Raw genomic sequence first — 25,127 nt, forward strand, 5'->3', positions numbered from 1 at the left:
CACAACGTGCGAACGCGCACCCGGATTCCGCCGGATGCGCGTTGTCCGCTGAGCGCGAACACGGCCGCCGGGTGCGAGTCCGCCCAGTGGATGGACACCCGTCCGGAGTAGTCACCGACCGCATGTAAGGTTAGGCGTACCTAATGGCGGGAGGTCGGCGTGCCGCATCACCACACGCTCGCGTCACCCGAAGACGGGCTCCGTGCCTCCTTCCCGAGGATGCCCGGCGGCGCCCGGATCCGCGGAGACGTGCCGGGCGACGAGCCGGACTGGGTCCGCTGTGAAGACCTGCTCGCCGAACCGGCCCGTCTCGTGCGCTGGCGGGACCGACTGGGCGGCTGGCTGGCCGGGACGTACCCGGAGGCGTCCGGCATCCCCGAGCGGACCCCGGCGAGCTGGATCCTGTCCTGGTACCTGCACGTCCCCGCGTTCGCCGGCGCGATGCTGCTGCACCACGAACGCCGCGTCCCGTCGCTCGCGCCGTCCGCGCTGGCGTTCCGGATCGGCGGCGACCGGCCGCATCCCGACTCGATCGCCGTCCTCGGCGGCGGATTCCACTGTTTGCCGACCGACCCCGGCTCGGCGCGTCCGGAGGCCGTCGTCGCCAGAGACGAACGGGCGCTGGCGACCGTGCTGCGGGGCAGGTTCGTCGCGCACGCGAGCCGGTTCATCGATGTCTACGGGCCACTGACGAGGCTCGGACGGCGGCAGCTGTGGGCGGCGGCCACGGACGCGCTCGACAACGCGCTGTGGTCGGCGGGACGGCTGGGCGGGACCACGGAGGCCGAGGGCGCCGGGGTCGCGGACGCCGCACTGGTCCTCGAATCGCGGTTCCCGCCGCTGACTTCGGCGTCGAAGCTGAAGCTGGTTCCGGGAGCCGACGGGCGCCGCGAGTGGACGAGAAACCGCGAAAGCTGCTGTTACTCCTATCTGTTGCCCGCGGAATCGGAATGCGGCGGCTGCCCGCGAATCCGTTAAGGCGTCCAGCCGGGATTGCGTCCCGAAGCGCCCAAAGCGCGTTCGAAGGTCGTTGCGCCTTCCGCAACGTTTACTTCTTCGCCGTACACCTTCATGGAGCGCGCCTGCTCGCCCATCGCCGCGGCGGACGCGTAAACGGCTTCCGCCGCTTCGGGTGCGACGTCGACGGTGCGCCCGAGCGCGCGAGCGAGATCCCAGCCGTGGAAGACGAACTCGCCGAGCACCATGTCGCCGACGACCGAAGCGGGCATCTGCGCCGTGCCGAGCGCCGTCATGCCCTGCCAGGCTTCGGGCGCTCCGAAGACCTCCACGAGCCGCGCGGTCTGCCTCTCGGCGACGTCGAGCCAATCGGAGCCGATGAGGCCCGCCTCCGCCTCACCTGTGGCCGCTTCGGGCGGCGGCGCCTTGCGACCGGCGGCTTCGAGCCAGGGACCCCAGTAGAGAAGGTGGTTCAGCAGCGCGCGGACGTCGTACTCGGCGCACGGGGTGCGGGCGGCGAGCTCGGTCTCGCCGATCCCGCGCAGGATTCCGGCGAATTCCGCGGCGGCGGGAGCGATCAGGGCAGCGTGTTCGGACATGAGGGCATGAGTTCACGGGAACCGGCGCCCTGTCTTGAAGAAACGCGACACGATTAGGTTGACCCGGTGAGCGGGCACCGGATCCCGGCGGGGATCGTCAACGCGCGGGAGGCGAGTGCGGCGTTCGGTCTCGTCCGCCACCGGCCGTCGCCGGAGCTGCGGCCGTTCGTCGACCACCACTGGGTGCTGCGCTGGGAGCTGACCGGCCGCGACCCCCATGAACAGGTGGTCCTGCCCAATCTCGCGGTCAACGTCACGTTCTTCAGCGACGTGGCCGGCGCCTTCGGTCCGGGGAAACGACCTTTCCGCTACGTCGTCGCGGGGAAGGACCACGGTATAGGCGTGCGATTCCGGCCGGGGGCTTTCCGGACATTCCTCCCCGGTCCGGTCACGATGATCTCCGGGGGTTCCGTTCCGCTCACCGATCTCTTCCCCGCCGCCGGACCGGTGACGGAATCGGTACGGAATGCGACGGACGACTTCGAAATGGTCCGAGCGGCGGAGGAACTGCTCCTGGCGAAACGCCCCGTGCTCACCAACGCGGCCAGGACGGCCATCGAAGCGGTGGAAACAATCGCCGCCGAACCGGCGATTACCAGGGTCGGCGAGCTGTCAAGCCGAACGGGCCTGTCTCAGCGGAGCCTGCAACGCTTGTTCGCCGAACACGTCGGCGCCGCCCCCAAATGGGCGATTCAGGTATACCGATTGAACGAAGCCTCGGTACGGATCGCGGCCGAGGAACGGCCCGACTACGCGGAACTGGCGTTCACGCTGGGCTATAGCGACCAAGCGCACTTCATCCGGGATTTCCGCTCCGTGACCGGATGGGTGCCCACGGAGTACGCCCGCTTGAACCGTGTACAAGAACAAGAAAGCCGCCGGGAAAAGTTTCCCGGCGGCCGTCAGGTCTGAAAGACCTCAGTTCTTCTTGTGGTAGGCCTCCACGACCTCGGACGGGATACGTCCGCGGTCGGAAACCTGGAAGCCGTTCTTGCGGGCCCAGGCGCGAATGGCCTGGTTCTGCTCGCGGTCCACGGTCGCGGGGCGGGCGGCGGCCTTCACGCCGGCGACCGGACGAATGGCGGTGCGCTTACGGCCACCCGCGCGGCGGGCGTGCTCCACATACTGGGCGAGCGCGTCGCGAAGCTCTTCAGCGTTTTCCGCGGAAAGGTCGATCTGGTAGCTCACACCGTCCAAACCGAACTCGACGGTCTCTTCCGCCTCAGTGCCATCGAGGTCATCGACGAGCGAGACGAGCACCTTCTGTGCCATCTGTTTCCTCCTGCTGGGGGCTTACACGAATGATCTGGTACGGGGCATGCCCCGGACAGAAGACTTTGTCTAGCGACATTAATACCCGCTACCGAGACATAACGCAAATCTTGTTTACGAGAACGATCGAGGTATCTGTCACGCGGACGGGTTATTCGGGTCGGACGAGCGGGAACAGGATGGTCTCCCGGATACCAAGGCCGGTCAGCGCCATCAGCAACCGGTCGATCCCCATTCCGACACCACCGCTCGGCGGCATTCCGTACTCCAGCGCACGGAGGAAATCCTCATCGAGGTTCATGGCCTCACTATCACCCTGCGCACCCAGCCGAGCCTGTTCCACCAGACGCTGACGCTCTACCACGGGATCGACCAGCTCGGAGTATCCGGTGGCCAGTTCGAATCCGCGCACGTACAGATCCCACTTCTCGGCCACCCCCGGCTTGCTGCGATGTTGCCTGGTCAGCGGGGATGTCTCGACCGGAAAATCACGGACAAAAGTAGGTTCGTGGAGATGATCGCCGACGAGGTGTTCCCAAAGTTCTTCGATGATTTTGCCGTGGCCTAACTTTGGGTCGAGCTCCAGCTCTCGCGCTTCGGCATAGGAACGCAGCTTGTCCGCCGATGTCTCGGGAGTGACCTCTTCCGACAACGCCTCGGACAACGACTCGTACATTCCGAGCGTGGTCCACTCGCCGGACAGGTCGTACTCCGAACCGTCGACGAGAGTGACCACCTGAGTACCGAGAACGTTCTGTGCCGCCTCCTGGATGAGCTGGCGCGTCATCACCGCATTGGAGTCATAGGTCGCATACGCTTCGTAGTACTCCAGCATGGCGAACTCGGGCGAGTGGGACGAGTCGCTGCCCTCGTTCCGGAAGTTCCGGTTGATCTCGAAGACCTTCTCGATACCGCCGACCACGCAACGCTTGAGGTACAGCTCCGGCGCGATCCTCAGGTACAGATCGAGGTCGAAGGCATTCGAATGCGTGACGAATGGCCGCGCCGCCGCGCCGCCGTGCAGCGTTTGCAGCATCGGGGTCTCGACCTCGAGGAATCCTCGTCCGTGAAACGAGTCACGCAGGGAACGCAGCACACCGGCACGGGTTCGGACCACGTCCCTGGCCTTGGGACGGACGATCAAGTCGACATAGCGCTGCCGGATCCGCGTTTCCTCGGCGAGGTCTTTGTACATCACCGGCAACGGACGCAATGCTTTCGACGTGATCCGCCACGAGTCGGCCATCACGGAAAGCTCACCGCGCTTGGAGGTGATGACCTCACCTTCGACGAATACGTGATCACCGAGATCGACATCGGACTTCCACGCCGCGAGCGCGTCTTCACCGACCTTCGCGAGGCTGATCATCGCCTGCAACTCGGTGCCGTCGCCTTCACGGAGACTCGCGAAACACAGTTTGCCGGTATTGCGCATGAACATGACCCGGCCGGTGACGCCGACGATCTCGCCGGTGGCCGTGTCGACAGGAAGGCCGGAATGCTTCTCGCGCACTTCGGCCAGCGAGTGCGTCCGGGGCACCTCGACCGGATACGGATCGATACCCTCCGCGATTATCCGGTCGCGCTTGTCCCGGCGCACCCGCATCTGTTCCGGCAGGTCTTCGTCGGGGCTCACGCCCTCGGATGCGGGGATTTCAGTCATACGCACAGCGTACGAACCCGCCGGTTCCCTACGCCAACCGGATTACCTTTTCCAGGTCCGGGCCGGTGGGTTTTCTCTCCATTAACCTGGATCGTGTGAACTCATCCACTCCCGGCATCGAACCCGAACTGCACGCACGCCGCGCCGCCTCGTTCGGCGCGGAGGCCGCCGCCTATGCCGCGCACCGGCCGGATTATCCGGAAAAGGCACTGGCCTGGGGGCTGGCAGGCGCCCGGAAATCACCGGACCGGGTCCTCGACCTCGCCGCGGGAACCGGCAAGGTCAGCGAGGGCCTGCTCGCGATGGGCGTCGCGGTCACCGCGGTGGAACCGGACCCCAAAATGCTCGGACAACTCACCAGGACACTGCCCGCCGTCACCCCGCTCATCGGGACGGCCGAGCGGATCCCGCTGCCGGACGAAGCCGTGGACGCCGTGGTCGTCGGCCAGGCCTTCCACTGGTTCGACCTCGACCGGGCCTATCCGGAGATCGCCAGGGTGCTGAAACCGGGCGGAGTCGTCGCCGCGCTGTGGAACCACGACGACGAGTCGGCGGGCTGGCCGGCGGAACTGAACGCGCTCATCAAGACCTCGATGAGCAGGCGCTGGCTGAGCGACTACCGATCGCTGCCGGAGCACGAGGCCTTCGAGCCGTTCGAGAAGAAGACTTTCGGCCACAAACAACCCAGGACGGCGGAAAGCCTGGTGGCGACTCTCGCCACCCATTCCCACATGCTGGTGGCCACCGCGGAGGAACGTGAGACCAAACTTCGCACGGCGCGGGAATTCCTCGACCGGAACCCGGAAACCGCCTCGGGGGAATTCGACCTGCCGATCACGACCACGGTCTTCCGGGCCCTCAAGCGGTGACGTCGATGCCCCGAGCGCCACGTTCGGGACGATGAGCGTCCCGAACGTGGCGCTCGGGACGTGGCGTGGCTGCGGCAACTACCGCATCCAGGGGGCTAGACGCGGTGGTTGCGTTCGTAGACCAGCCGCAGGCCCAGCAGCGTCAGATCCGGCACGTGCTCGGTGATCGTCTCCGATTCCTCCAGCACCAGGGGGGCCAGGCCACCGGTCGCGATCACCGCGACCGGGGCCGTGCCGCCCGGCGCGAGCTCGCGCTTGATCCGCTTCACCAGGCCGTCGACCTGGCCGGCGAACCCGAAGAGGATGCCGGATTGCAGGCATTCCACGGTGTTCTTCCCGATCACCGACCGCGGCGGCACCAGTTCCACCTTGCGCAACGCGGCGGCCCGTGCGGCCAGGGCGTCGACCGAGATCTCGATGCCGGGCGCGAAGGCGCCGCCGAGGAACTCGCCCTTCGCGGAGATGGCGTCCACATTGGTCGAAGTGCCGAAATCCACCACCACGCAAGCGGTGGTGGGGTGCAGATGGTGCGCGGCCAGGGTGTTCACCAGCCTGTCCGCGCCCACCTCCTTGGGGTTGTCGACCAGGAGCGGCACGCCGGTGCGCACCCCCGGCTCGATGACGATCTTCGGTACCTTGCCGTAGTAGCGCGAGAGCATGACGCGCAGTTCCCGCAGCACGGCGGGAACCGTGGACAGCGCGCTGATCCCGGTCACCGCGTCGGCGTGCGGGCCGAGGAGCCCGCGCATGGTGAGCGCGAGCTCGTCGGCGGTGATCCGCGCGTCGGTGCGCATGCGCCAGTCTCCGACCAGGTCTTGGCCGGAGTAGAGACCGAGCACGATATTGGTGTTGCCGACGTCGATCGTGAGCAGCAAGGACTCAGCTTTCGGCGTGCAGCAGCGCGTCGAGACGGCGGGCGTCGGCGGTTTCGGCGACCGGGAAGGTCATCGTGTCGTCGTCGGCCAGCGTCACGGTGCCGCTCATCAGACCGGAGCCCTCCGGCGCGTGCCCTGGGTTGGCGCCCTTCTCGACGATCCGGTTGTCCGCGTCGACGAAGACGACCCGCGGCCGGAACGCGGCCGCCTCGGCGTTCTCCATCTGCGCGTACGAAATCAGGATCACCAGATCGCCGGGGTGCACCAGATGCGCGGCGGCCCCGTTGATGCCGAGCACCCCGCTGCCGCGTTCACCCGCGATCACGTAGGTCTCGAGCCGCGCGCCGTTCGTGACGTCCACAATGGACACCTGTTCGCCCGGCAGCAGATCCGCCGCGTCCATCAGGTCCTCGTCGACGGTCACCGATCCGACGTAGTGCAGATCCGCCTGGGTGACCGTCGCCCGGTGGATCTTCGATTTCAGCATGGTGCGGTACATCGTGGACTCTCCCTATTCCCCTGCGTCCAGCGCGTGTTCCGGATGGTCCGCGGCAGCACCGAGCACCACACCCACGTTGTCGATCAGCCGGGTACTCCCCACCCTGGCCGCGATCAGCAACCGCGCTTCACCGTCGACGGGCGCGGGCCCGAGGTCGGTTCCCCTCAATTCCAGATAGTCGATCTCGACCGCGGGCCGCGCGGCGAGTGTCTTCCTGGCGGTCGCCAGCACGGCTTCCGCGCCGTCGCGTCCGACGAAGGCACCCGCGGTGAGTGCCGCCGACAACACGATCGCGTCCTCGCGCTGTTCAGGGGTCAGGTAGACGTTGCGCGAGGACAACGCCAGCCCGTCGCGTTCCCTGACCGTCGGCACCCCGATGACACGGGTTTCGAAGTTCAGGTCACGCACCATCTTCTTGATCAGCACCAGCTGCTGGTAGTCCTTCTCCCCGAAGAAGGCATAGTCCGGCCGCACGATGTTGAACAGTTTCGCCACCACGGTCAGCACGCCGGCGAAATGCCCCGGCCGCACCGCCCCTTCGAGTTCGTCGCCGAGCTCGCCGGGCTGAACCGTGACGGTGGCACCGTCGGGATACAGATCCGACGCCTTGGGCAGGAAGCCCAGTTCGACGCCGTCCTCCTTCAGCACTTCGAGGTCCTTGTCCAGCGGACGCGGGTACGCCTCGAAGTCCTCGCCCTCCCCGAACTGCAGGGGGTTCACGAAGATCGACGTCGCGACGACGGTGTTCGGCAGCCGCTTCGCCCGGCGGATCAGCTCGCGGTGCCCCGCGTGCAGGGCGCCCATCGTGGGCACCAGCGCGACCTTGCGGCCGACGCCATGCAGGGCCCGTGTCACCTGGCTGACCTGCTCCGGCGGCTGGAAGGTGTGCAGCGTGCCTCGGGCGAATTTCGGTGTGCTCACTGGTTTTGCTGCCCTTCGGCGGGATCTGCGGGATCGGCTGGATCACTGAGGAGCTCGGTGAGCTCGGCGGCGGCCGAGGCGTCCAAGAGCCCGGCGGCGTCGCCGCGCGCCAGCGTGCGCTTGGCCAGCGCGCGATAGCTCGGGGCGATGTCGGGGCCACGTTCGGCCAGCACCGCGAGATGCTTACGCACGGTGCCGAGATCACCACGGGCCACCGGCCCGGTCAGCGCCCGGTCCCCGTGCCGCAGAACATTATCCAACGCCGCCGACAACAACGGAGCCACCAGGCGTTCGGGCTGGGCGATTCCCGCCTCCCGTAACAGTTCCGCGCAGTCGGCGACCAGTGTCATCAGGTGGTTCGCGCCATGCGCCAACGCCGCGTGATAGAGCGCTCGCGCTTCGTCAGGGACCCGGACGGGCTCCGCGCCCATCTCCATGGTCAGCGCTTCACCGACGTTCCATGCCGCTTCGTCACCCTCTGTGGCAGTGACGCCGACGCTGCAGGCGGCCAGTCTGTCGAGGTCTTCGGCGCGGCCGGTGAAGGTCATCACGGGGTGCAGGGCCAGCGGGAGCGCCCCGGCTTCGGCTGCGGGCGCGAGGACGTCGATACCGTGCGCCCCGGAGGTGTGCACGACGATCTGTCCCGGCCGCAGCGAACCGGTGGCGACGAAGCCGCGCACCATCCCGGCGAGCGCGTCGTCGGGCAGGGCCAGCAGGACCAGATCGGCCCGGCGGGCGACCTCGTCGGGCGGCAGGAGGGGGACGTCGGGGAGCAGTTGCTCGGCACGGCGCACCGAAGCGCCGGAAAGGCCCGACGCGGCGACGACGGCGTGCCCGGCCCTCGCGAGCGCGGCGCCGACGACGCTGCCGACCCGGCCGGCGGAAATGACGCCGACGGCCAGTCGAGCGGGCCTCATCATGGCGCGCGCCAGTGGACGCTCATGGTCGAAACTCCTCAAGTTCGTTCCAGTCCCGCTCATGGTCGCGGGTACCGGACGACGGCGCGAGAGTAACCCTCCGGCCCGCGTCTGAAACGGCCCTCGTGACCAGCTTCACCTGACCGAGGTCACCCGCGCGGAGCACCGTCCGCCAGCCGCACGGCCTCGGCCCGCGAGGTCTTGAGCACCTGCAGCAGTTCGCGCTGCCGCTGTTTTCCCTCGTCGGTGAGCTTCCGGCCGCGCCGCAGGAACGCGAGCTCGGTCACGCTGGCCTGGTAACGGCCGACAGCCTTCGCCGCGTCCCGGCCCGACTGTTTCCTCGCCTGTTTCCGCCACGACCGCCGTCCGGACAGGCTGGCCAGCAGGGTCACCTCGGACGGCGCGATCCAGCGCGCGTCGACCATCATCGGCAACGCGGCCGCGACGATCCGCTGCTCGCGGCGCCGCTGCATGACCACCACCGAGAAGACCCCGATGAACAACGGCACCATGATCAGGAAGTAGACGTTCAGGAAGGTCTTGGCGCCGCCGAGCAGCGCGGCACCGTTCCACAGCGCGTGCAGCAGCACGGCGACGAGGTAGCCGCCGATCGGCGCCAGGATCCGCAGCGAGCGGACCTTGGTGCTCGCGGCGACACCGAGCCCGATCCCGGTCATCACGGCGAACAGCGGATGCGTGAACGGGGAAAGCACACCGCGGAGGAAGAACGCCGCGAGCACACCGGCGCTCGTGCCGTCGCCGAAGCCGTACTCGGCGAAGGCGCGGCCGAAGTAGTAGATGTTCTCGGTGAAGGCGAACCCCGCCGCGGTGAACCCGGCGTAGACGATGCCGTCCACGACACCGTCGAACTCGCTCGGGCGGCGCCACCACAGCAAGAGGATGAAGGCGGCCTTCGCGGCCTCCTCGACCAGCGGCGCGGAGACCAGGCCGCTGATCTTGCCTCCTCCGCCACTGCCGAGCAGCAGGTCACCGACGGCCTCGGCGCCGCTGTTGAGCAGCAGCGCGATGATCGTCGCGACGCACGCGCCCCAGACGAAGGACAGCAGCAGGAGCTTCGGCGGTTCCGGTTCCCAGCGGTCGACCCACAGGAAGGCGGTCACCACCACGGCGACCGGGACCAGCGCCGCGAGCACGCCGATCGTCACCGCGGGCAGGCCGACCTTCTCGGTCACCGTGCCGAAGACGAACAGCCCGCACAGCGCGACGGCGATCAGCCCGAGCACCGGCAGCAGCACGGTGATCGACCGGGACCGGCGGGCCCGTTCGGAACCGGGCGCCGGGGAGGAAGGCTCGCTCACAGCGGGTCACCCTACCGTCGGTACGGGACAGGAGCGGGACGTGGAGCTGAAGTCCGAGACAGTACCGGCCGCACGCGTGAACCCGCCCGGCCGAAGGCCCCGCCATCGCGGTGGCAGGGCGCCCGGCCTCGAAAAGGCGACTGGACCGACCGGCGAGCGCCCTGCCGACGTCGATCGCGGTGGCGGGTTCACCTGATCGGATGCGCGCCTAGTCCTCCGCACGCCGCCTGCGCCGCGGGGTGGACTCGTTCGCGCCGTTGGCGGCGAGCAGGTCCATCACCGAACGGCCGGAAGCGTGGGAGCCGGCGTCGGGCGCCTCCTGACGGCTGTGCGAAGACCCGTTGCGGGACGGTGCCTCGTCCTCCGGCTTCGCCCGCCTACCGCCGTGACGGCCGCCTGCGGACTCGGTGCCCTGCCAGGCCGGGGGCTCGCCGTCCGGACGGCGGCGGCGGCCGCCACCGGTGGGTTCCGGGGCGCTCGGGGCCGGGGTGATCGAGACCGAGGAGTCCTCGGCGGCCCGGCGACGGCGTCCGCCGCCGTTCTGCGTCACCCGGAGCTCTTCGGGCAGCGTCGGGTTGACCGCGGGCGGCTCCTCCGCGGGCGAACCGTGCCGCGACGGCGCCTCGGCGGCCGGACGGCGCACAGGTTCGGGCTCGGGCGGCCGCACGGGCTCGGCCCGGCGAGGAGGCTCGGCCACGACCGGGATCGACAGCGGGGTCGGGGGCTCCGGATCACGACGCGGTTCAGGGCGCGGCTCCGGCCGGGGCAGGGAAGCCGACGGCTGGGGCTGAGGCTTGGGCTGGGGCGGCGGTGTGGGGCGCAGCCGGTCCTGGAAGTCGTCCTTCCGGGGGAACGCGGCGCTCAGGTCGGAGACCGGGCGCTCCTGCGTCCACGACGGCTTCCACTCGCCGGTGGCCTCCATCGGCTCCGCCGCGGCGGGTTTGTTCGCGGGCGGCGGCGTGTCACCGGCCGGGCGGGACCGCTCGACCGGCTTCATACCCGGCCGGGTCAGCCCGAGCTCACGGTTCGGCCGCGGACGGTCCGGTTCGACCTTCTTGACCGGCTTCGCCTGCGCGGCGGGCTTCACCGGCGGCGTCTGGGCACGGGTCGGCTCTTCCGGCCGTGTGGCGGGCGGGCGCTGCACGGTGCCCGCGTCGAGCCGCTGCTGCAGTGAGGCCTGCTGCGGGCGGCGGGGCGGTTCGGCGCGCTGGGGCTCCGGACGCGGTTCGGGGCGGGCTTCGGGGCGTTTGGGCTGCCTGGCGATGGTGGGCATCGACGGCTGCGAGACCTCCGCGCGGGAGACGCCCGGCATGGACGGGCGGGACACCTCGGCCGGGGTCACCGGCGGCGGGGTCTTGCGCCGGTCGTCGACCCTCGGCATCGGCCGCGAGATCTCGGCGGGCGACATACCGGGGTTGGACATTTCGAGTCGTTCGCGGCGGGCGGCCTCCGCGGCGAGTGCTTCCGCCGCCTTCGAGGCGCGGGCGTCCGCCTTGCGCATACTGCGGCGAGTCGATTCGTCGACCGGCTTCGGCCGGGGGACCTGACTGCTCTGGCCGTAGCCACCGGTGCCGTTGACCTGGCCGTTCGCCGGTTTACGGCGGGCGGCGGCCGGGGTCCCGGCCCGCGCGGACGCGGGTTCGAGGACGCGGTCGATCATCTCGGTCGGGCGCTCGCGTTCGCGTTCACGCTCTTCGACGTCGATCGTGGTGCTCTTGGCCGCCATCAGCTGGGGTTTGCCGTTGCCGTTCTCGGACCCCGCGCTCATCAGCTGCTTGTTGTCGAGGGACCGCATCCGGGTGGCCTGCGCGGTGAGCGCGACACGTTCGAGGAGGACCTCGCCGCCACCGAAGAGCGACTGGAGGCTCTCACGCAGAGCGCTCACCTCGGCTCTGAGCGCTTCGAGCTCGTCCTGGGAGCGGGTCTCGGCGGCCTGCCGGTTCTCCGCTTCCATCTCCAGCTCGAACTCGCGGCGGGCGGCGATCTCGCGTTCCAGTTCCAGCTCGTAGACGGCCTGTGCCTCGGCGACGGCGTCCTCGCTGTGGGACACGTGCTTCCGGTATCGGACCGCCAGGAACGCACCGATCAAGGCGGCCCACAGCGCCGCGACGATCCCCAGCCGCAAGTAGCGGAGGTCGTCGGAAAGCACCAATGCGAGAGTCGCGCCGACGGCGAGAACCAAGCCGACGACAAGCCACGGCCTACCCGCAAGGCGGCCGCGCGAGTCGTCACCCACCCCGGTCATGCCCAACACCGTACCTTCTAGTAATCCGAACGAGACCTAGTCGGTACTTCGAGCGGTGCCTCTCGAGCGTTAACCGGTCGGCTCGGGATCGCGGTCCCGATCACTGCCTTCGGGGGTCCGGCAGCAGTGTTCGAGCCACAAAGCCGCAGCTACCAGCGCCACCGAGCTGACGATCCCGACGGTCGCCGAGCGGAGATCACCGCTCGCCGCGAGGAGTTCGTCACGTCGCGGAAAAAGATACGCGAAAGCCGCCAGCCAGACCCCCGTCATGGCGGACCCGGCGAGTGAGGAGGCCTTGGCGAGCGCCACCGATCGGGCGACGGAGATCGCGGACAGCACCCGGCCCTCCTTGATCCGCGAACGGACGATGAAGGCGAGTACGGCCTCGCAGAGCGCGAGGACGAACAGCGTGATCCCGGCGAAGAGCGGAAGCGCGGGGATCGAGCCGTAGGCGACCTGGAAGACCAGATAGACCAGGACCAAACCCAGGAGGCCGGCCACCGCCAGCTCACGTGGCCGGGTGAAGTGCATGGTCCAACGCTACCTGGCAGGCTTGACTCTCCACCCACTGGAGAGTCGACGATGAAGCATATGGGCACGTCAGCGGTCTTCACCATCGGGGAACTGGCCAAACGAACCGGCCTGCCGGTGAAGACCATCCGCTTCTACTCCGACGAAGGGCTCCTGCCACCGACAGACCGCACCGACTCCGGCTACCGCCTCTACGACGCCACCGCGATGGCGCGCCTGGAGCTGGTCCGGACGCTGCGGGAACTCGGGCTGGGGCTCGCGGACGTGGAACGGGCGCTGACCAGGGAAGCGACCATCGGGGACCTCGCGGTCCAGCACGTCGCCGCCCTGGACGAGCAGATCCGGCGGCTGGAACTGCGCCGCGCGGTCCTGCGAGCGGTGGCCAAACGGGACTCACCACTGGAGGAGGTCGAACTGATGAACAAACTCGCGTCGATGTCGGACGAAGACCGCAAACGTTTGCTCGACGAGTTCTGGGCGGACATGGTCGAAGGGCTCGAACTGGATCCGCAGTTCTACGAGCGGATGCGTTCGGCGAAACCGGAGCTGCCCGACGACCCGACGCCCGAACAGCTGGAGGCGTGGATCGAGTTCGCGGAACTCGTGCAGGACGACGAGTTCCGCGCGTCCATCCGCCGGATGAGCGAGTGGCACTCGCAGCTGCGGAAGCAGGACGGGGCGGACTTCGGCGAGAAGCAGCAGGAGCTGTGGATGGCGTGGAGCGCGAAGGCGTCCGAAGCGCTCGAAGCAGGCATCTCGCCGGACTCGCCCGAAGGCCGGGAACTGGCGGAGACGATCTTCACGCAGTCTTCGCGGAACGGACGGGACCCGGCCGACCCGGCCTGGCGGAAGCGGCTGACCGACGGGATGGTGATCAGCTACGACCCGCGCGCCGAGCGGTACTGGATGCTGCTGGGGAAGATGAACGGCTGGCCGTCGTTCCCCTCGCAGATGCCGCAGGGCGAGTGGATCATCGCCGCCCTGCGCTCCGCGCTGGGGTAGCAAGGGACCTTTGCTATCGCCCTCCGGCACTCACGACCGCCCTGAGCACCGCCTCCCCGCCCGGTCTGCCACCAGGGCCGTGTCGCGAAAGCCACTTTCGCGACGTCTGGTGTCCCGAAAGTGGCTTTCGCGACACGCCGCCCGGCCCGCCACCGCCGCGATTGCGTGGGGGTCAGGCGCGAGCGAGGGGGAGGGAGGTCAGCCGGACCGAGTCGCGGTCCGAAGCGGGGCGGGCGGCGAGAAGGTCGGCAACGGGACCGTGGCCGGGGAGCACCGCGGCGGGCTCGATCTCCAGCCAGGGGATCAGCACGCTCGCGCGCTCCGGCGTGCCGGGATGGGGAAGCAGCAACTGGGGGTCGTCGGAGCGGACCCCGTCCACGGTCACGATGTCGACGTCCAGCGTGCGCGGTCCCCACCGGACCTCGCGCACGCGTCCGGCGGCCTGCTCGGCGGCCTGCCCGGCGCGCAGCCAGTCCCAGTGATCGCGCGCCGGATCGTCGACCAGGACGACGGCGTTGAGGAAGTCCGGCTGGTCCTCGACACCCCACGCCTTCGTCTCGTACACCGACGACACCGCGACGACAGCCGGGCGCACGGCGTCGACGGCGGACTGAAGGAACGCGAGCCGGTCCCCCAGATTCGACCCGAGCGAAAGCAGCGCGCGGCTCATCGCTCCCGCCGCACCGTGACGGCGACGTCGTCGAAGTTCAGCGGGATCGGCGCGGACGGTTTGTGCACCGTCACCTCGACGGCGGTCAGCCGCTCGTCGCGCAGCACCTCGTCGGCGATCTTCCCGGCGACACTCTCGATGAGGTCGTACGGCTCGCCCGCCACGATCCCGGCGGCGAGTTCGGCGAGTTCGCCGTAGTGCAGCGTCTTGGTCAGGTCGTCGGACGCGGCGGCCGGGCCGAGGTCCAGCCACACCACGATGTCGACGACGAACTCCTGGCCGTCGCGCTTCTCGTGGTCGAAGACCCCGTGCCTGCCGAAGACCCTCAAGCCGGTCAACGTGATCCGGTCAGACAACGGGACTCCCCTTCCGCCAAGCCGCCGCGACGGTCACGGCGTCGATACTCGCGCCGACCTCGTGCACCCGCACACCCCACGCGCCTGCCGCGGCGGCGAGCGCGGACACGGCCGCGGTCGCGTTCTCGCGACAGTCCGGCGGAGCGGGTGTCCCGTCCTTTCCGGACAGGAGGCGGCCGAGGAAGCGTTTTCGCGATGCGCCGACGAGAATCGGGAAACCCAGGGGCAGAAAGGAACCCAGGCCGTTCAGCAGCGCCCAGTCGTGTTCGGCGTTCTTCGCGAACCCGAGCCCTGGGTCGAGCACGATCGCATCGCTGTCGACGCCTGCCGCGACCGCTTCGTCCACTCGGGACAGCAGCTCGTCGCGCACGTCCGCGACGACGTCCGCATAGGACGCCAGCGCGTTCATGTCCTTGCTGTGCCCGCGCCAGTGCATCAGCACATACGGCACCCCGGTCTCGGCGGCGACCTTCGCCATGTCCGGATCGGCCAGCCCCCCGGAGACGTCGTTGATGACGGACGCGCCCGCCTCGACGGCGGCGAGGGCGACCTCGGCGCGGGTGGTGTCCACCGACATCGTGACACCGTCGGCGGCGAGGGAGCGGATCACCGGCATGATCCGGGAAATCTCGGTCTCGGCGTCCACTCGGGACGCCCCCGGCCGCGTCGACTCCCCGCCGACGTCGATCAGGTCCGCGCCACGCGCCCACATCTCGTGCGCGTGCTCCAGCGCCTGCTCGACGCCGAGGTAGCGGCCGCCGTCGGAGAAGGAATCGGGCGTGACGTTGAGGATGCCCATCACCGCGCACCGGCCGGGCCGGGGCAGGGCGGTCATCGACGCCCCTTGATCAGGTCCAGCGCCTCCGCCCGCGAGGACGCCGAAGACTGCAGCAGACCGCGCACGGCCGACGTCGTCGTCCTGGCGCCGGGTTTGCGGATGCCGCGCATGGCCATGCAGAGATGCTCGGCCTCGACCACGACGATCGCGCCGCGGGGCGCGAGTTTGCGCATGAGCGCGTCGGCGACCTGGGAGGTGAGCCGCTCCTGGACCTGCGGGCGCTTGGCGTAGAGGTCGACGAGGCGGGCCAGTTTGGACAGGCCGGTGACCTTGCCGTGGCCGTTCGGGATGTAGCCGACGTGGGCGACGCCGTGAAACGGGACCAGGTGGTGTTCACAGGTTGAAAACATCGGGATGTCCGTGACGAGGACGAGTTCTTCGTGCGCCTCGTCGAACGTGCGGTCCAGGACGTGATCCGGCTCGGTGTAGAGCCCGGCGAACATTTCCCGGTAAGCGCGAGCGACCCGAGCCGGGGTCTCCAAGAGACCGTCCCGGTCCGGGTCCTCACCACAGGCGAGCAGGAGTTCGCGTACGGCTTTCTCGGCCCGGTCCTGGTCGAAGACCGGGCTTTCGCCGTTAACGCTTGGTGTCGTCCTGTCCGTCGTCACGCCGTTGCTGTCCTTCGTCCTGCTGACCGCCAGGCTGGCCCGGCTCGCCGCCGAACCAGGTTTCGCGCGGGCGGTCTTCGGCGGGACGCCAGGGCTGGTTCGGCTGGCCGCCCGGCTGGGTCGCCGGGGTCCATCCGGGAGGAGCCCCGTAGTTCGGCGGGCCGCCGACGGGCCCACCCTGGTAACCACCTGCCGGACCACCCGGCTGCTGCCCACCATATGCCTGGGGCCAGTGGCCGGTGCCGTTCGGCCCACCGTTCGGGCGGCCACCGTTGGGGTAGGCGCCCGGCTGCGGCGGAGCGTACGGGTTCGCGTTGGGGTCCGGCGGCGGGACCGGGGCCGCGTACGGCGGGCCACCGGGCAGCTCGCCGCCACCCTGCACGGTGCCGACCGGGGTCGGCGCCGGCTGCAGGACCGGCTGCTCCTTCTTCTCCTCCGGCGGGGGCCACGGCTCGCCGCGCTCCATCGCCAGCTCGCCGGGGGTCTTGATCGGCGGCTTGTCCGACGGCTTCCGGTCGCCGAACTCGTTGAAGATGGTGATGTGCGGGCGCTTCTCGACGGACGCGAAGATCCGCTCGAGGTCCTTGCGGGTCAGCGTCTCCTTCTCGAGGAGCTCGATGACCAGCTCGTCCAGCACGTCGCGGTAGGTGCTCAGCACGTGCCACGCCTCGGTGTGCGCGGTCTCGATGAGCTTGCGCACCTCCTCGTCGATCTCGTGCGCGACCTCCAGCGAGTAGTCCGCCTGGCGGCCCGCCGAGCGGCCGAGGAACGGGTCGCCCTGCTCCTGGCCGTACTTGACGGCGCCGAGCCGGGCGCTCATGCCGTATTCGGTGACCATCGCGCGGGCGATCTTCGTCGCCTGCTCGATGTCGGAGGAGGCACCGGTGGTGGGCTCGTGGAAGACGAGCTCCTCCGCGGTGCGGCCGCCCATCGCGAAGACCAGGCGCCCGATCATCTCCGAACGGGTCATCAACTCCTTGTCGTCCTCCGGGACGAGCAGGGCGTGACCGCCGGTGCGCCCGCGCGGCAGGATCGTCAGCTTGTAGACCGGTTCGATGTCCGGCATCGCCCACGCGGCGAGCGCGTGCCCGCCCTCGTGGTAGGCCGTGATCTTCTTCTCCTTCTCGGAGATGATCCGGCTCTTGCGGGCGGGACCGCCGACGACACGGTCGACCGACTCCTCCAGCGCGGCGTCGGTGATGACGTGCCCGTTCTGGCGGGCGGTGAGCAGCGCGGCCTCGTTGAGCACGTTCGCCAGGTCGGCGCCGGACATGCCGACGGTCCGCTTGGCGAGGCTGCTCAGGTCGGTGCCCTGCGCGATCGGCTTGCCCTTGGCGTGCACCTCGAGGATCGCCTTGCGGCCGCGCATGTCCGGTGCGGACACCGGGATCTGGCGGTCGAAGCGGCCGGGACGCAGGAGGGCCGGGTCGAGGATGTCGGGACGGTTGGTCGCGGCGATCAGGATGATCCCGCCGCGCGCGTCGAAGCCGTCCATCTCGACGAGGAGCTGGTTCAGCGTCTGCTCACGCTCGTCGTGGCCACCGCCGAGGCCGGCGCCGCGCTGGCGGCCGACCGCGTCGATCTCGTCGACGAAGATGATGCAGGGCGCGTTCTGCTTGGCCTGCTCGAACAGGTCGCGGACTCGCGAAGCACCGACACCGACGAACATCTCGACGAAGTCGGAACCGGAGATCGTGTAGAACGGCACGCCAGCCTCACCGGCGACGGCTCGCGCGAGCAGCGTCTTACCGGTACCGGGCGGCCCGTAGAGCAAGACGCCCTTGGGGATCTTCGCGCCGAGTGCCTGATAGCGCGCCGGGTTCTGCAGGAAGTCCTTGATCTCGTACAGCTCTTCGACGGCCTCGTCGGCGCCCGCGACGTCCCCGAAGGTCGTCTTGGGCATGTCCTTGTTGAGCTGTTTGGCCTTCGACTTGCCGAAGTTGAGGACGCGGTTCCCGCCGCCCTGGGCGTTGTTCATCATCCACATCAGCAGGCCCAGCACCAGCGCCAGCGGAATGGCGAAGATCAGGATCTGGGTGAGGACGTTCTGCTGGGTGACCTTGGTGGTGAACTTGACCGGGTTGTCACCGCTCTTGAGGGCGATGAGCTGGTTGTAGACGGTGCCCGCGACGTTCGCCGGGTACTGCGCGATGATCTGGTCGACCTGCTGGCCGTCGACCTCGATCTTCTTGTTCAGCAGCAGCTTGACCTGCTGCTCCTTGTCCTCTTGCGAGGCTTCCTTGATGTTGTTCGCGGTGATCTGCTGATTCGCGACCGAGATCGGCACCTGGGTGTAGCCACGATCACTGTCGAAGATCGTGTTGTAGGCGAGAAACGCCAGTACCGCCGCGAGAATCCAGAGCACTGGGTTCCTGAGCACGCTCTTCCGGTTCATACGACTCGGCCCTGGTGGCCTCGACCCTTCCTGGTTGGGCGGCTCCTGTGATACCCGCCATCACGATCTTGACGACCCATGGTGCTCCGACACCCGCCCCTCAGGATACCGCCCGCCTGGACGGACGAGGGTGGTGAGCCTCTCGGACGTCAACGGCGGACGCCGCGCGAGGGTTCCCGGAGCGCGACCCTAGCGTGTGTCGACCGCCACACCGGCGGCCATCTCACCCAGTCGCATGCGGAGTGTCTTGACGTCGGCGGGCGAGACGGTGACCCATTCGCGCCCGTCCGGACCGGCCTGTGACGTGCTGAGGTAGCGCCCGCTGGCGGTGTCGAACCAGCCGAGGACACGGGACCGCTGCTTGGCACCCACGTGCGACCGGCTGTTCGCGGCGAGCTGACCGCCACGCAGCCGCGGCTGGCCGGTGAGCTTGCCGAACGCCTCACGCGGGTCCGCGGTGACGCGTTCACTGAGTGAGACTCGGGGCTTCTCCTTGCGGCGGGTCTTCGCCGCTTCGGGCTCCTCGGCCTGCTTCGTCGGGTTGACGGCGCCGCGGATCGGCTCGGTGCGGCGCGCGTCGTCGATCGGCAGCGTGATGGACGCCTCCGAACCGCGCTGCCCTGGGGGCAGCAGGTCGACGACCGCTGTCGGCAGCCCGTCGGCGGGCGCCTCGCGCAGCCAGATACCGGACTGGTCCTGGATGGCGATCACCCCGGCGCTCCCGTCGGTGGCGCCGAGCACGGCGATCGTCGGGGCCTGGAACTCGGGGATGTGCAGCGCGTCGATGGTCAGCGAGCCGCGGGCGAGGAGGTACAGCCAGTCCTCGATCCTCCGCTCGAGCCTTCCCCGGCCGTCGCGGAGGCCGCGGGCCTGGAGTTCGCCGTCGACGCGCTGGCGCAGCGCCCGGCGTTCGAGCTCTGTCGCGCCGTGTGAACGCACGCGCAGCGGGTACGGCAGGTCGCCGAGCTCGGCGGACTCCCAGAGGAAGTCGAACGCCAGCGGCGTGAAGTGTTCCTGGTGCATTGCTGTGTGCCCTCCCGGCACCTCGGCTCCTGGGCCTCGGGACACCCAGAGGGTTCACGATAGCGAAGGGGTACGACAGTCGTCGGCCGGATGCGGATAGTGGTCCGGCGCGAACGCGATGAACGGGCGGCGGAGATCAGCGCGCGACAGAAGATTCAGCCGCGATCTTCCCCAGCATTTCCGTGAGCCGGTGCCGCAAGGTCGCCGGATCCGCCGGCGCGATGGTGATCCAGTCCCGGCCGTCGGACCCGCGCGTGGCCTGGGTGAAGTACCGGCCGGACTGCGTGTCGAACCAGCTCAGCACCGAAGACCTGCTCCGCGTGCCGTGCTTGCTCCGCGCGTTGGCGCCGAACTGGCCGCCGCGAAGCCGCGGCTGAGCCTGAAGCCGCGAAAGGGCCTTGCGGTCCTCGTCGGACGTCGCCGAGCCGTCGACCTGCGGCTGGCGACGCTGGAGGAAGTCCGCTCCCGAAGCGCCGACGAGCCCGTCCAGCGGGAGGGTGATCGACTTCTCCGTGCCGCGCGAACCCGGCGGCAGGAGGGAGACGATCGCGCTCGCGAGGCCGTCCGTGGCGATGGGGTGGAAGTGGAAACCGCGCTGGTCCTGCACCGTCAGGAGGCCTTGGCCGCCGAGCAGCGACGCGACCGCGAGCAGCGGTTCGGTGTTGGGGTTGTTGAGCTGGACGCAGTCCAGGCTCAGATCCGGCCGCGCGAGGACGCCGAAACAGTCTTCGATATGCGGTTCGGGGCGCCCGCGTTCGTCGGCGAGACGGCGCTGGTTCAGCGACTGGAGCGTCTGTGTCCGCAGCGCGCCGCGTTCGTCCATGGTCGCCCCGTGCGAACGGAGCCGCAGCGGGTACGGCAGCTCCCCGGCGTTCGCGGTCTCCCACAGGAAGTCCAGCTCGACCGCGGTGAGCAGTTCACCGTTCGCCATCATCCGCCCCCAAACAAGTCAGCGGGCGCGCGGCCTGATCGGCCGCGCGCCCGGTGAAAACCGCTCTAGCGATCGTCGTCTTCGGTCCAGGCACCGATGACCGGCGGCGGGGTCGCCTCGTTGGCGCCGAAGGCGTCGTCCGGGTCCGGCTCGATGAGGAACGACGCGTGCGTGTGCTCCTCTTCCTGCTCGGCCTGCGCGCCGTGGGCGCCCATGCCCATACCGCCGCCCATGCCCTGCATCGGCGGAGTGGGGCCGCCACCGATGGTGCCACTGGAGGACACGATGCCCTGCTGCGGCACGGCCTGGGACGCGGCGCTCTGCGCGGGCGCGTTGTCCGTCGCCGCGGCGTCGGTGCTGTCGGAGTCCTTGGAACCGGACTTGTTGCCCTGTCCGAGCGCCTTGGCACCGGCGTAGCCGAGGCCACCGCCGATTCCGGCCGCGGTGAGCGCCTGGCCCAGCCCGCTGCCGCCGCTCGCCGCCGGGGCGTGCGGAGTGATCGGGGCGCCCGCCCCGGACGCGACACCGGCACCTGCACCGGGCGCGAGACCCGAAGCCGGGAGGTTTCCGGTGGCGGGGCTGTAGCCCGCCTGCGAGAACACGCCCGAGTCCGGACCGGCGTGGACCGGTGCGGAGCCACTGCCCGGCACGCCGCCGTAGCCGTGCGTGCCGGCGAGGACGGGGGCGCCGGAGACGGCGCCGTGGTTGAGGCCACCGCCGCCGACGTTGCCGACACCGCTGAACGAAGCGCTGTTGTGCGAAGCCGTCGGCTTCATGCCGAGGGATTCGGGGCCGAAGCTCGGGGTCGAGCTGTCGACCTCGCTCATCTCCTTGGTGTAGGCCTCGAGGAACCTGGCCTGCTCCGCCCGCACTTCCTTGTCCTGGTCGGCGAGGGGCTTCTGGTCGGTGATCATGCCGACCGGGCCCGCCGCGAGGGCCTGGCCCATCGCGCCTTCAGGGGTGTAGTTGGTCGGCTTCGGCATGAGCTTGACCTTGGTGGCCGCGTCGGCCTGCTTCTGCAGCCTGTCCGACATCGTGTGCGCGGCCTCGGAGGCCTGCGAACCCGAGTTCGCGATGGCGACCAGCGAACCCTGCGCGCTCGCCGCGCCCTGGCCGATCCAGGCGGAGCCCAGTTCGGAGATCGCGTTGTAGAGGTCGTTCGAGGCCTGGCTCAGCTGACGGCCGTGCGAACCCCATGACTGGCTGATCGACGTCGCGGTGCTGGGGTCGTTGCCGATGTTGGCCTGGTTCCACAGGTCCTGGCTGCTCGGGGCGCTCTCCCAGTTCGGTGGGTTCGTGATGGCGCGGTCGGCGCCGATCTCGAAGCCGTCCGAGCGCCCGCGAGCGGTCGAGACGATGCCCGCGGCCTGCGAGTTGTCCCCGAGCTGGACCGGGGTGGAGCTGCTGCTGCTCTCGCCGTAAGAGTCGGCGCTGTGCTTCGGTGGCATGGCTTTCTGACTCCCCCTCAGACGTTCCGGAACGGCTCGGCCGCGGCCTGGTCGATCTCGTGGTAACGGGCCATCGCGGTGACGATGCCGGACTCGGCCGCCTCGTACTGCTGGTAAAGGTTCTGGAGAGCGGCGGCGTACGAGTCGCCGCCGCCGTCGGCGCGGTGCGCCACCTTCGCGGCGATGGCGTTGCCGACCGGGTTGTTGCCCAGCTTCGGCGCCTGCCCGAGGTCACCGGCACGGTGGAGCAGTGCCTCGACGGCGTCCTTGCCGGTGCGGATCTTGTTCAGTGCGGTCTGGGCCGCGTCCGGGTCGATCCCGACCTGGCCCTGGGCCGCGGCGTTCTTGAACGCGTTCGCGTCCGCCAAGCTGCTGTTCCCCATCTGAGCTCTCTCCGTTTCCCCCGGCCAGGCCACGTTCGTGGTCGTTGGTCTTCGCATAGGTTAACGCACCTGATCGCAACCTATGACGCGTTCCGCGTGCTCAGGGTTCCGTATTCCCGCCGACGCGGGCAAGCGGTTCTCAGGACGTGTAAACGTGCGGATCCAGGGTGCCGATGTAGGGCAGGTCCCGGTAACGCTCCGCGTAGTCGAGGCCGTATCCGACCACGAATTCGTTCGGGATGTCGAACCCGATGTACTTGACCGGTACATCGACCTTGACCGCCTCCGGCTTGCGCAGGAGCGAGACGACCTCGAGTGAGGCCGGGTTGCGGCTCGCCAGGTTCTTCAGCAACCAGGACAGCGTCAGCCCGGAATCGACGATGTCCTCGACGATGAGCACGTCGCGGCCCGCGATGTCGCGGTCGAGGTCCTTGAGGATCCGCACCACGCCGGACGACGACGTCGCCGAGCCGTAGGAGGAGACCGCCATGAACTCGAGCTGCGAAGGTAGAGGGAGTGCCCTGGCGAAGTCGGTCATGAACATCACCGCGCCCTTGAGCACGCCGACGAGCAGGAGATCTCCCTGCCCGGAGCCGGGGCCGTCGGCCGGATAGTCCGCGGCGACCTGGGCGGCCAGCTCGGCGATCTTGTCGTTGATCTGCTGCTCGGTGACGAGCACGGAGGCGATCTCGCCTTCGTACACGGGAATTCCCCTCTAGGTGGTGGACTGGGGTGCTTCGAGGAAGAGCCTGCCATGCGCCCGCGCGGCCACCAAGTCGCCGGGTAGCCAGACCCCGCCCTGACCCCGCCAGTTCCCCACCAGCGCGTCGACCGAACGCAGGTGGGCGTCGGTGAGTTCGCGGACCCCGGAGTCCAGCAGCCACCTGCGGAGGACGCGCCGCCTCAGCGCGGGCGGTTCGGTGGCGAGCACCGCGACGTCGAGCCCTTCCCCGGTGAAGGCACGCAGGTGGACCTCACCCGCGAGTGTGTCCAACGCCTCGGTGTCCTCGCGCAGCTGCGCCGCGGTGCGGGCCAGCGAAGCCGCGACACCGCCGGACAGCACATCCTCCAGAAGGGGCAGTACTTCCGTCCGTAACCGGACACGGGTGAACCGCGGATCCTCGTTGTGCGGGTCCTGCCACGGGTCGACGCCGAGCGCCCGGCACGCCTGCCGGGTGATCGCGCGGGTGACGCCGAGCAGCGGCCGTCCCCACGGCGGGTCGTGCGGCCGCATCCCGGCCAGCGAACGCGGCCCCGAACCGCGGCCGAGGCCGAGCAGGACGGTTTCGGCCTGGTCGTCGAGGGTGTGGCCGAGCAGGACGAGACCGTGGCCGCCGCCCAGCGCCGAGCGCAAGGCGCCGTAGCGGGCCCGGCGGGCCGCGGCTTCCGGTCCGCCAGCGCCCTCGACCCGCACTTTCAGGACTTCGGCGGTGTGGACGCCCAGTTCCCGTGCCGTGCTCGCGGCACGGGCGGCGGTTTCGGCGGAACCGGCCTGGAGACCGTGGTCGACGACGAGCGCCCGCACCTTCAGTCCCGCGCGGGTCCCGGTGAACGCGGCCGCTTCGGCCAGCGCGAGCGAATCCGCGCCGCCGGAGACGGCGACGCACAACTCGCCCGGCTTCCCGGAGACGGCGAGGAACTCCCGTACGGCCGTCCGCACGGCCGCGATCGCCGGATCCGGTCCGCTCACCCGTGCAGGCGCCGCACCCAGGCCGCCGGATCGGTGATCTCGGCCCTGGTCGGCAGCGTGTTCGGCGACGTCCAGACGGCGTTGAAACCTTCCATGCCGACAGCGTCGACGACGTGCTTCGTGAACTTCGCGCCCTGCTCGTACTGACGCATCTTCGCGTCCACTCCGAGCAGGCTGCGCAGCACGCGGTCGATCAGCCCGCCGCCCTTGCGCCGGGCGGTGAACCGCGACCGGATCAGGTCGACACTCGGCACGACCCGCGGCCCGACGGCGTCCATCACGAAGTCCGCGTGCCCCTCCAGCAGGGTGGAGAGGGCGAGCAGCCGGTCGAACACCGCGCGTTCGCTCGGGGACTGCAGGAGTTCGGCGAGCCCGGCGCCGCCCGTCTTGCCCTTGCCGATCTGCTTGATAGTGTCCGGCAGACGGCCGACCAGGTCGCTCAGCCCGTCCGCGTCGCGGCCGGCGAGCCCGCCGATGAGGCGCTCGACCTCGTCGGCGAAGTAGTCGCGCAGCCAGGTGACCGCGGTGAACTGCAGCCGGTGGGTGCATTCGTGCAGGCAGACCCACAGCCGGAAGTCGTGCCCCGGCACGTCCATCGCGCGCTGGGCGGCGACCACGTTCGGCGCGACGAGCACGAGCTGCCCTTGGCGGTCCGGCCCGCCGAACGGGTCGTACTGGCCGAGTACGCGGGAAGCCAGGAACGCGAGCACCAGGCCGGTCTGGACGCCGGCGCCACCGGCCAGCACGGGGGCCAGCGGACCGCCTTGGGCCTCCGGCAGCGCGCGGCCGGTGAGCGCGTCGAGCCCCGCGGCGGCCGAACGGACCCAGCCGGGCCTGTCGACGACCTCGGCGGGCAGCAACGGCAGGTCGAGGCCCAGTCCGGTCAGCTCGCGGACATGGCCTTCCGCCTCGATGGTCAGTTCGCGCAGCTCGGCGACGGCTTCGTCGGCCTCATCGCGGTCGACGACCGGACCGCCGCGCACCAGGAGGGCGCCCGTCGAGGCGGCCAGGGACCAGTCGACCATCGAACGCGTCTCGGTCGGCGTTTCCTCAGTCACTCTCATGACGCTACCCGCTGGAAGACCGAATTCCGCCTCGACTTCCTCACGCTCCGAT

The 25,127-nt window shown here is 69.6% G+C and carries 26 protein-coding genes; 4 read left to right on the forward strand and 22 right to left on the reverse strand.

The window, feature by feature from the left end; genetic code table 11:
- Nucleotides 1-159 precede the first annotated feature (159 nt).
- Complete coding sequence (locus AMYAL_RS0114585; RefSeq protein WP_020632047.1) at nt 160-978, forward strand: (2Fe-2S)-binding protein; 819 nt, start codon at nt 160-162, stop codon at nt 976-978.
- Here the strand turns inward: AMYAL_RS0114585 and AMYAL_RS0114590 are convergent.
- Nucleotides 975-1,556 carry a TIGR03086 family metal-binding protein gene (locus AMYAL_RS0114590; protein ID WP_020632048.1) on the reverse strand — a complete coding sequence of 194 codons (582 nt, stop codon included), beginning with the start codon at nt 1,554-1,556 and terminating at the stop codon, nt 975-977. The two genes, AMYAL_RS0114585 and AMYAL_RS0114590, sit on opposite strands and share 4 nt — an antisense overlap.
- A gap of 66 nt (nt 1,557-1,622) precedes the next feature.
- On the opposite strand from AMYAL_RS0114590, the gene AMYAL_RS0114595 reads away from it, so the two are divergent.
- Nucleotides 1,623-2,468, forward strand: coding sequence for a helix-turn-helix domain-containing protein (locus AMYAL_RS0114595; RefSeq protein ID WP_020632049.1), 846 nt, complete (start codon nt 1,623-1,625; stop codon nt 2,466-2,468).
- 6 nt (nt 2,469-2,474) lie between these two features.
- Here AMYAL_RS0114595 and AMYAL_RS0114600 read toward each other — a convergent pair whose 3' ends face one another.
- Both AMYAL_RS0114600 and lysS read right to left on the reverse strand, forming a co-directional pair.
- Nucleotides 2,475-2,828 (reverse strand): histone-like nucleoid-structuring protein Lsr2, encoded by a 354-nt coding sequence (locus AMYAL_RS0114600; protein WP_005165380.1) that lies wholly within the window; start codon nt 2,826-2,828, stop codon nt 2,475-2,477.
- Nucleotides 2,829-2,979: 151 nt separating this feature from the next.
- Nucleotides 2,980-4,491, reverse strand: a complete 1,512-nt coding sequence (lysS, locus tag AMYAL_RS0114605; protein ID WP_026467075.1) for a lysine--tRNA ligase — start codon at nt 4,489-4,491, stop codon at nt 2,980-2,982.
- A 95-nt stretch (nt 4,492-4,586) separates the two neighbouring features.
- Here lysS and AMYAL_RS0114610 point away from each other — a divergent pair, with 95 nt between their 5' ends.
- On the forward strand, nt 4,587-5,360 hold the full coding sequence (locus AMYAL_RS0114610; protein ID WP_020632051.1) for a class I SAM-dependent methyltransferase: 774 nt from the start codon (nt 4,587-4,589) through the stop codon (nt 5,358-5,360).
- Between the two features lie 95 nt (nt 5,361-5,455).
- On the opposite strand, the gene AMYAL_RS0114615 is transcribed toward AMYAL_RS0114610, so the two are convergent.
- From AMYAL_RS0114615 to AMYAL_RS0114645, 7 genes are all read right to left on the reverse strand, one after another.
- Nucleotides 5,456-6,235, reverse strand: a complete 780-nt coding sequence (locus AMYAL_RS0114615) for a type III pantothenate kinase (protein ID WP_020632052.1) — start codon at nt 6,233-6,235, stop codon at nt 5,456-5,458.
- Nucleotides 6,236-6,239: 4 nt separating this feature from the next.
- Nucleotides 6,240-6,734: an aspartate 1-decarboxylase gene (panD, locus tag AMYAL_RS0114620; protein WP_007028536.1), complete on the reverse strand. Its 495-nt coding sequence runs from the start codon at nt 6,732-6,734 to the stop codon at nt 6,240-6,242.
- A gap of 12 nt (nt 6,735-6,746) precedes the next feature.
- Nucleotides 6,747-7,655 carry a pantoate--beta-alanine ligase gene (gene panC, locus AMYAL_RS0114625; protein ID WP_020632053.1) on the reverse strand — a complete coding sequence of 303 codons (909 nt, stop codon included), beginning with the start codon at nt 7,653-7,655 and terminating at the stop codon, nt 6,747-6,749.
- The gene (locus AMYAL_RS0114630; RefSeq protein WP_425332204.1) at nt 7,652-8,635 is read right to left on the reverse strand and encodes a Rossmann-like and DUF2520 domain-containing protein; all 984 of its coding nucleotides are present in this window, start codon (nt 8,633-8,635) and stop codon (nt 7,652-7,654) included. The genes panC and AMYAL_RS0114630 overlap by 4 nt, the downstream gene beginning before the upstream one ends.
- Before the next feature lie 86 nt (nt 8,636-8,721).
- Nucleotides 8,722-9,891, reverse strand: coding sequence for a PrsW family intramembrane metalloprotease (locus AMYAL_RS0114635; RefSeq protein ID WP_020632055.1), 1,170 nt, complete (start codon nt 9,889-9,891; stop codon nt 8,722-8,724).
- 208 nt (nt 9,892-10,099) lie between these two features.
- Nucleotides 10,100-12,136, reverse strand: coding sequence for a DUF6779 domain-containing protein (locus tag AMYAL_RS0114640; protein WP_026467077.1), 2,037 nt, complete (start codon nt 12,134-12,136; stop codon nt 10,100-10,102).
- A gap of 69 nt (nt 12,137-12,205) precedes the next feature.
- The gene (locus AMYAL_RS0114645; protein ID WP_020632057.1) at nt 12,206-12,667 is read right to left on the reverse strand and encodes a DUF3180 domain-containing protein; all 462 of its coding nucleotides are present in this window, start codon (nt 12,665-12,667) and stop codon (nt 12,206-12,208) included.
- A gap of 60 nt (nt 12,668-12,727) precedes the next feature.
- Between AMYAL_RS0114645 and AMYAL_RS0114650 the strand changes: the two genes are divergently transcribed.
- Entirely contained in the window at nt 12,728-13,669 is a 942-nt protein-coding gene (locus AMYAL_RS0114650; RefSeq protein WP_020632058.1) for a MerR family transcriptional regulator, read from the forward strand.
- 172 nt (nt 13,670-13,841) lie between these two features.
- Here AMYAL_RS0114650 and folK read toward each other — a convergent pair whose 3' ends face one another.
- From folK to AMYAL_RS0114710, 12 genes are all read right to left on the reverse strand, one after another.
- Nucleotides 13,842-14,339 carry a 2-amino-4-hydroxy-6-hydroxymethyldihydropteridine diphosphokinase gene (gene folK / locus AMYAL_RS0114655; protein WP_020632059.1) on the reverse strand — a complete coding sequence of 166 codons (498 nt, stop codon included), beginning with the start codon at nt 14,337-14,339 and terminating at the stop codon, nt 13,842-13,844.
- Nucleotides 14,336-14,695, reverse strand: a complete 360-nt coding sequence (gene folB / locus AMYAL_RS0114660) for a dihydroneopterin aldolase (protein ID WP_020632060.1) — start codon at nt 14,693-14,695, stop codon at nt 14,336-14,338. The genes folK and folB overlap by 4 nt, the downstream gene beginning before the upstream one ends.
- Nucleotides 14,688-15,530 (reverse strand): dihydropteroate synthase, encoded by an 843-nt coding sequence (folP, locus tag AMYAL_RS0114665; protein WP_020632061.1) that lies wholly within the window; start codon nt 15,528-15,530, stop codon nt 14,688-14,690. Before folP ends, folB begins: the two co-directional genes overlap by 8 nt.
- Complete coding sequence (gene folE / locus AMYAL_RS0114670) at nt 15,527-16,141, reverse strand: GTP cyclohydrolase I FolE (RefSeq protein ID WP_026467078.1); 615 nt, start codon at nt 16,139-16,141, stop codon at nt 15,527-15,529. Before folE ends, folP begins: the two co-directional genes overlap by 4 nt.
- The gene (gene ftsH / locus AMYAL_RS0114675) at nt 16,110-18,536 is read right to left on the reverse strand and encodes an ATP-dependent zinc metalloprotease FtsH (RefSeq protein WP_020632063.1); all 2,427 of its coding nucleotides are present in this window, start codon (nt 18,534-18,536) and stop codon (nt 16,110-16,112) included. The genes folE and ftsH overlap by 32 nt, the downstream gene beginning before the upstream one ends.
- A 189-nt stretch (nt 18,537-18,725) precedes the next feature.
- Entirely contained in the window at nt 18,726-19,559 is an 834-nt protein-coding gene (locus AMYAL_RS0114680; RefSeq protein WP_020632064.1) for an ESX secretion-associated protein EspG, read from the reverse strand.
- A gap of 136 nt (nt 19,560-19,695) precedes the next feature.
- A complete protein-coding gene (locus AMYAL_RS0114685; RefSeq protein ID WP_026467079.1) occupies nt 19,696-20,490 on the reverse strand; it encodes an ESX secretion-associated protein EspG in 795 nt (264 codons plus the stop codon).
- Between the two features lie 65 nt (nt 20,491-20,555).
- Nucleotides 20,556-21,938, reverse strand: a complete 1,383-nt coding sequence (locus tag AMYAL_RS0114690; protein WP_020632066.1) for a WXG100 family type VII secretion target — start codon at nt 21,936-21,938, stop codon at nt 20,556-20,558.
- 17 nt (nt 21,939-21,955) lie between these two features.
- Nucleotides 21,956-22,321 (reverse strand): hypothetical protein, encoded by a 366-nt coding sequence (locus AMYAL_RS0114695; protein ID WP_020632067.1) that lies wholly within the window; start codon nt 22,319-22,321, stop codon nt 21,956-21,958.
- 139 nt (nt 22,322-22,460) lie between these two features.
- Complete coding sequence (gene hpt, locus AMYAL_RS0114700) at nt 22,461-23,024, reverse strand: hypoxanthine phosphoribosyltransferase (RefSeq protein ID WP_016337783.1); 564 nt, start codon at nt 23,022-23,024, stop codon at nt 22,461-22,463.
- Nucleotides 23,025-23,036: 12 nt separating this feature from the next.
- On the reverse strand, nt 23,037-24,011 hold the full coding sequence (gene tilS / locus AMYAL_RS0114705) for a tRNA lysidine(34) synthetase TilS (protein WP_020632068.1): 975 nt from the start codon (nt 24,009-24,011) through the stop codon (nt 23,037-23,039).
- Nucleotides 24,008-25,036 (reverse strand): zinc-dependent metalloprotease, encoded by a 1,029-nt coding sequence (locus AMYAL_RS0114710; RefSeq protein ID WP_039795489.1) that lies wholly within the window; start codon nt 25,034-25,036, stop codon nt 24,008-24,010. Before AMYAL_RS0114710 ends, tilS begins: the two co-directional genes overlap by 4 nt.
- Nucleotides 25,037-25,127: the final 91 nt, after the last annotated feature.

It is taken from the genome of Amycolatopsis alba DSM 44262 (genome assembly GCF_000384215.1).
GTDB lineage: Bacteria > Actinomycetota > Actinomycetes > Mycobacteriales > Pseudonocardiaceae > Amycolatopsis > Amycolatopsis alba.

Bases quoted from the DNA above. Each gene is read 5' to 3' on its own strand.
- AMYAL_RS0114590 (WP_020632048.1), bottom strand. From the start codon at position 1,556: ATGTCCGAACACGCTGCCCTGATCGCTCCCGCCGCCGCGGAATTCGCC.
- AMYAL_RS0114600 (WP_005165380.1), bottom strand. From the start codon at position 2,828: ATGGCACAGAAGGTGCTCGTCTCGCTCGTCGATGACCTCGATGGCACT.
- lysS (WP_026467075.1), bottom strand. From the start codon at position 4,491: ATGACTGAAATCCCCGCATCCGAGGGCGTGAGCCCCGACGAAGACCTG.
- panD (WP_007028536.1), bottom strand. From the start codon at position 6,734: ATGTACCGCACCATGCTGAAATCGAAGATCCACCGGGCGACGGTCACC.
- AMYAL_RS0114630 (WP_425332204.1), bottom strand. From the start codon at position 8,635: ATGAGCGGGACTGGAACGAACTTGAGGAGTTTCGACCATGAGCGTCCA.
- AMYAL_RS0114640 (WP_026467077.1), bottom strand. From the start codon at position 12,136: ATGACCGGGGTGGGTGACGACTCGCGCGGCCGCCTTGCGGGTAGGCCG.
- AMYAL_RS0114645 (WP_020632057.1), bottom strand. From the start codon at position 12,667: ATGCACTTCACCCGGCCACGTGAGCTGGCGGTGGCCGGCCTCCTGGGT.
- AMYAL_RS0114650 (WP_020632058.1), top strand. From the start codon at position 12,728: ATGGGCACGTCAGCGGTCTTCACCATCGGGGAACTGGCCAAACGAACC.
- folK (WP_020632059.1), bottom strand. From the start codon at position 14,339: ATGAGCCGCGCGCTGCTTTCGCTCGGGTCGAATCTGGGGGACCGGCTC.
- folP (WP_020632061.1), bottom strand. From the start codon at position 15,530: ATGACCGCCCTGCCCCGGCCCGGCCGGTGCGCGGTGATGGGCATCCTC.
- ftsH (WP_020632063.1), bottom strand. From the start codon at position 18,536: ATGAACCGGAAGAGCGTGCTCAGGAACCCAGTGCTCTGGATTCTCGCG.
- AMYAL_RS0114680 (WP_020632064.1), bottom strand. From the start codon at position 19,559: ATGCACCAGGAACACTTCACGCCGCTGGCGTTCGACTTCCTCTGGGAG.
- AMYAL_RS0114685 (WP_026467079.1), bottom strand. From the start codon at position 20,490: ATGGCGAACGGTGAACTGCTCACCGCGGTCGAGCTGGACTTCCTGTGG.
- AMYAL_RS0114690 (WP_020632066.1), bottom strand. From the start codon at position 21,938: ATGCCACCGAAGCACAGCGCCGACTCTTACGGCGAGAGCAGCAGCAGC.
- AMYAL_RS0114695 (WP_020632067.1), bottom strand. From the start codon at position 22,321: ATGGGGAACAGCAGCTTGGCGGACGCGAACGCGTTCAAGAACGCCGCG.
- AMYAL_RS0114710 (WP_039795489.1), bottom strand. From the start codon at position 25,036: ATGGTCGACTGGTCCCTGGCCGCCTCGACGGGCGCCCTCCTGGTGCGC.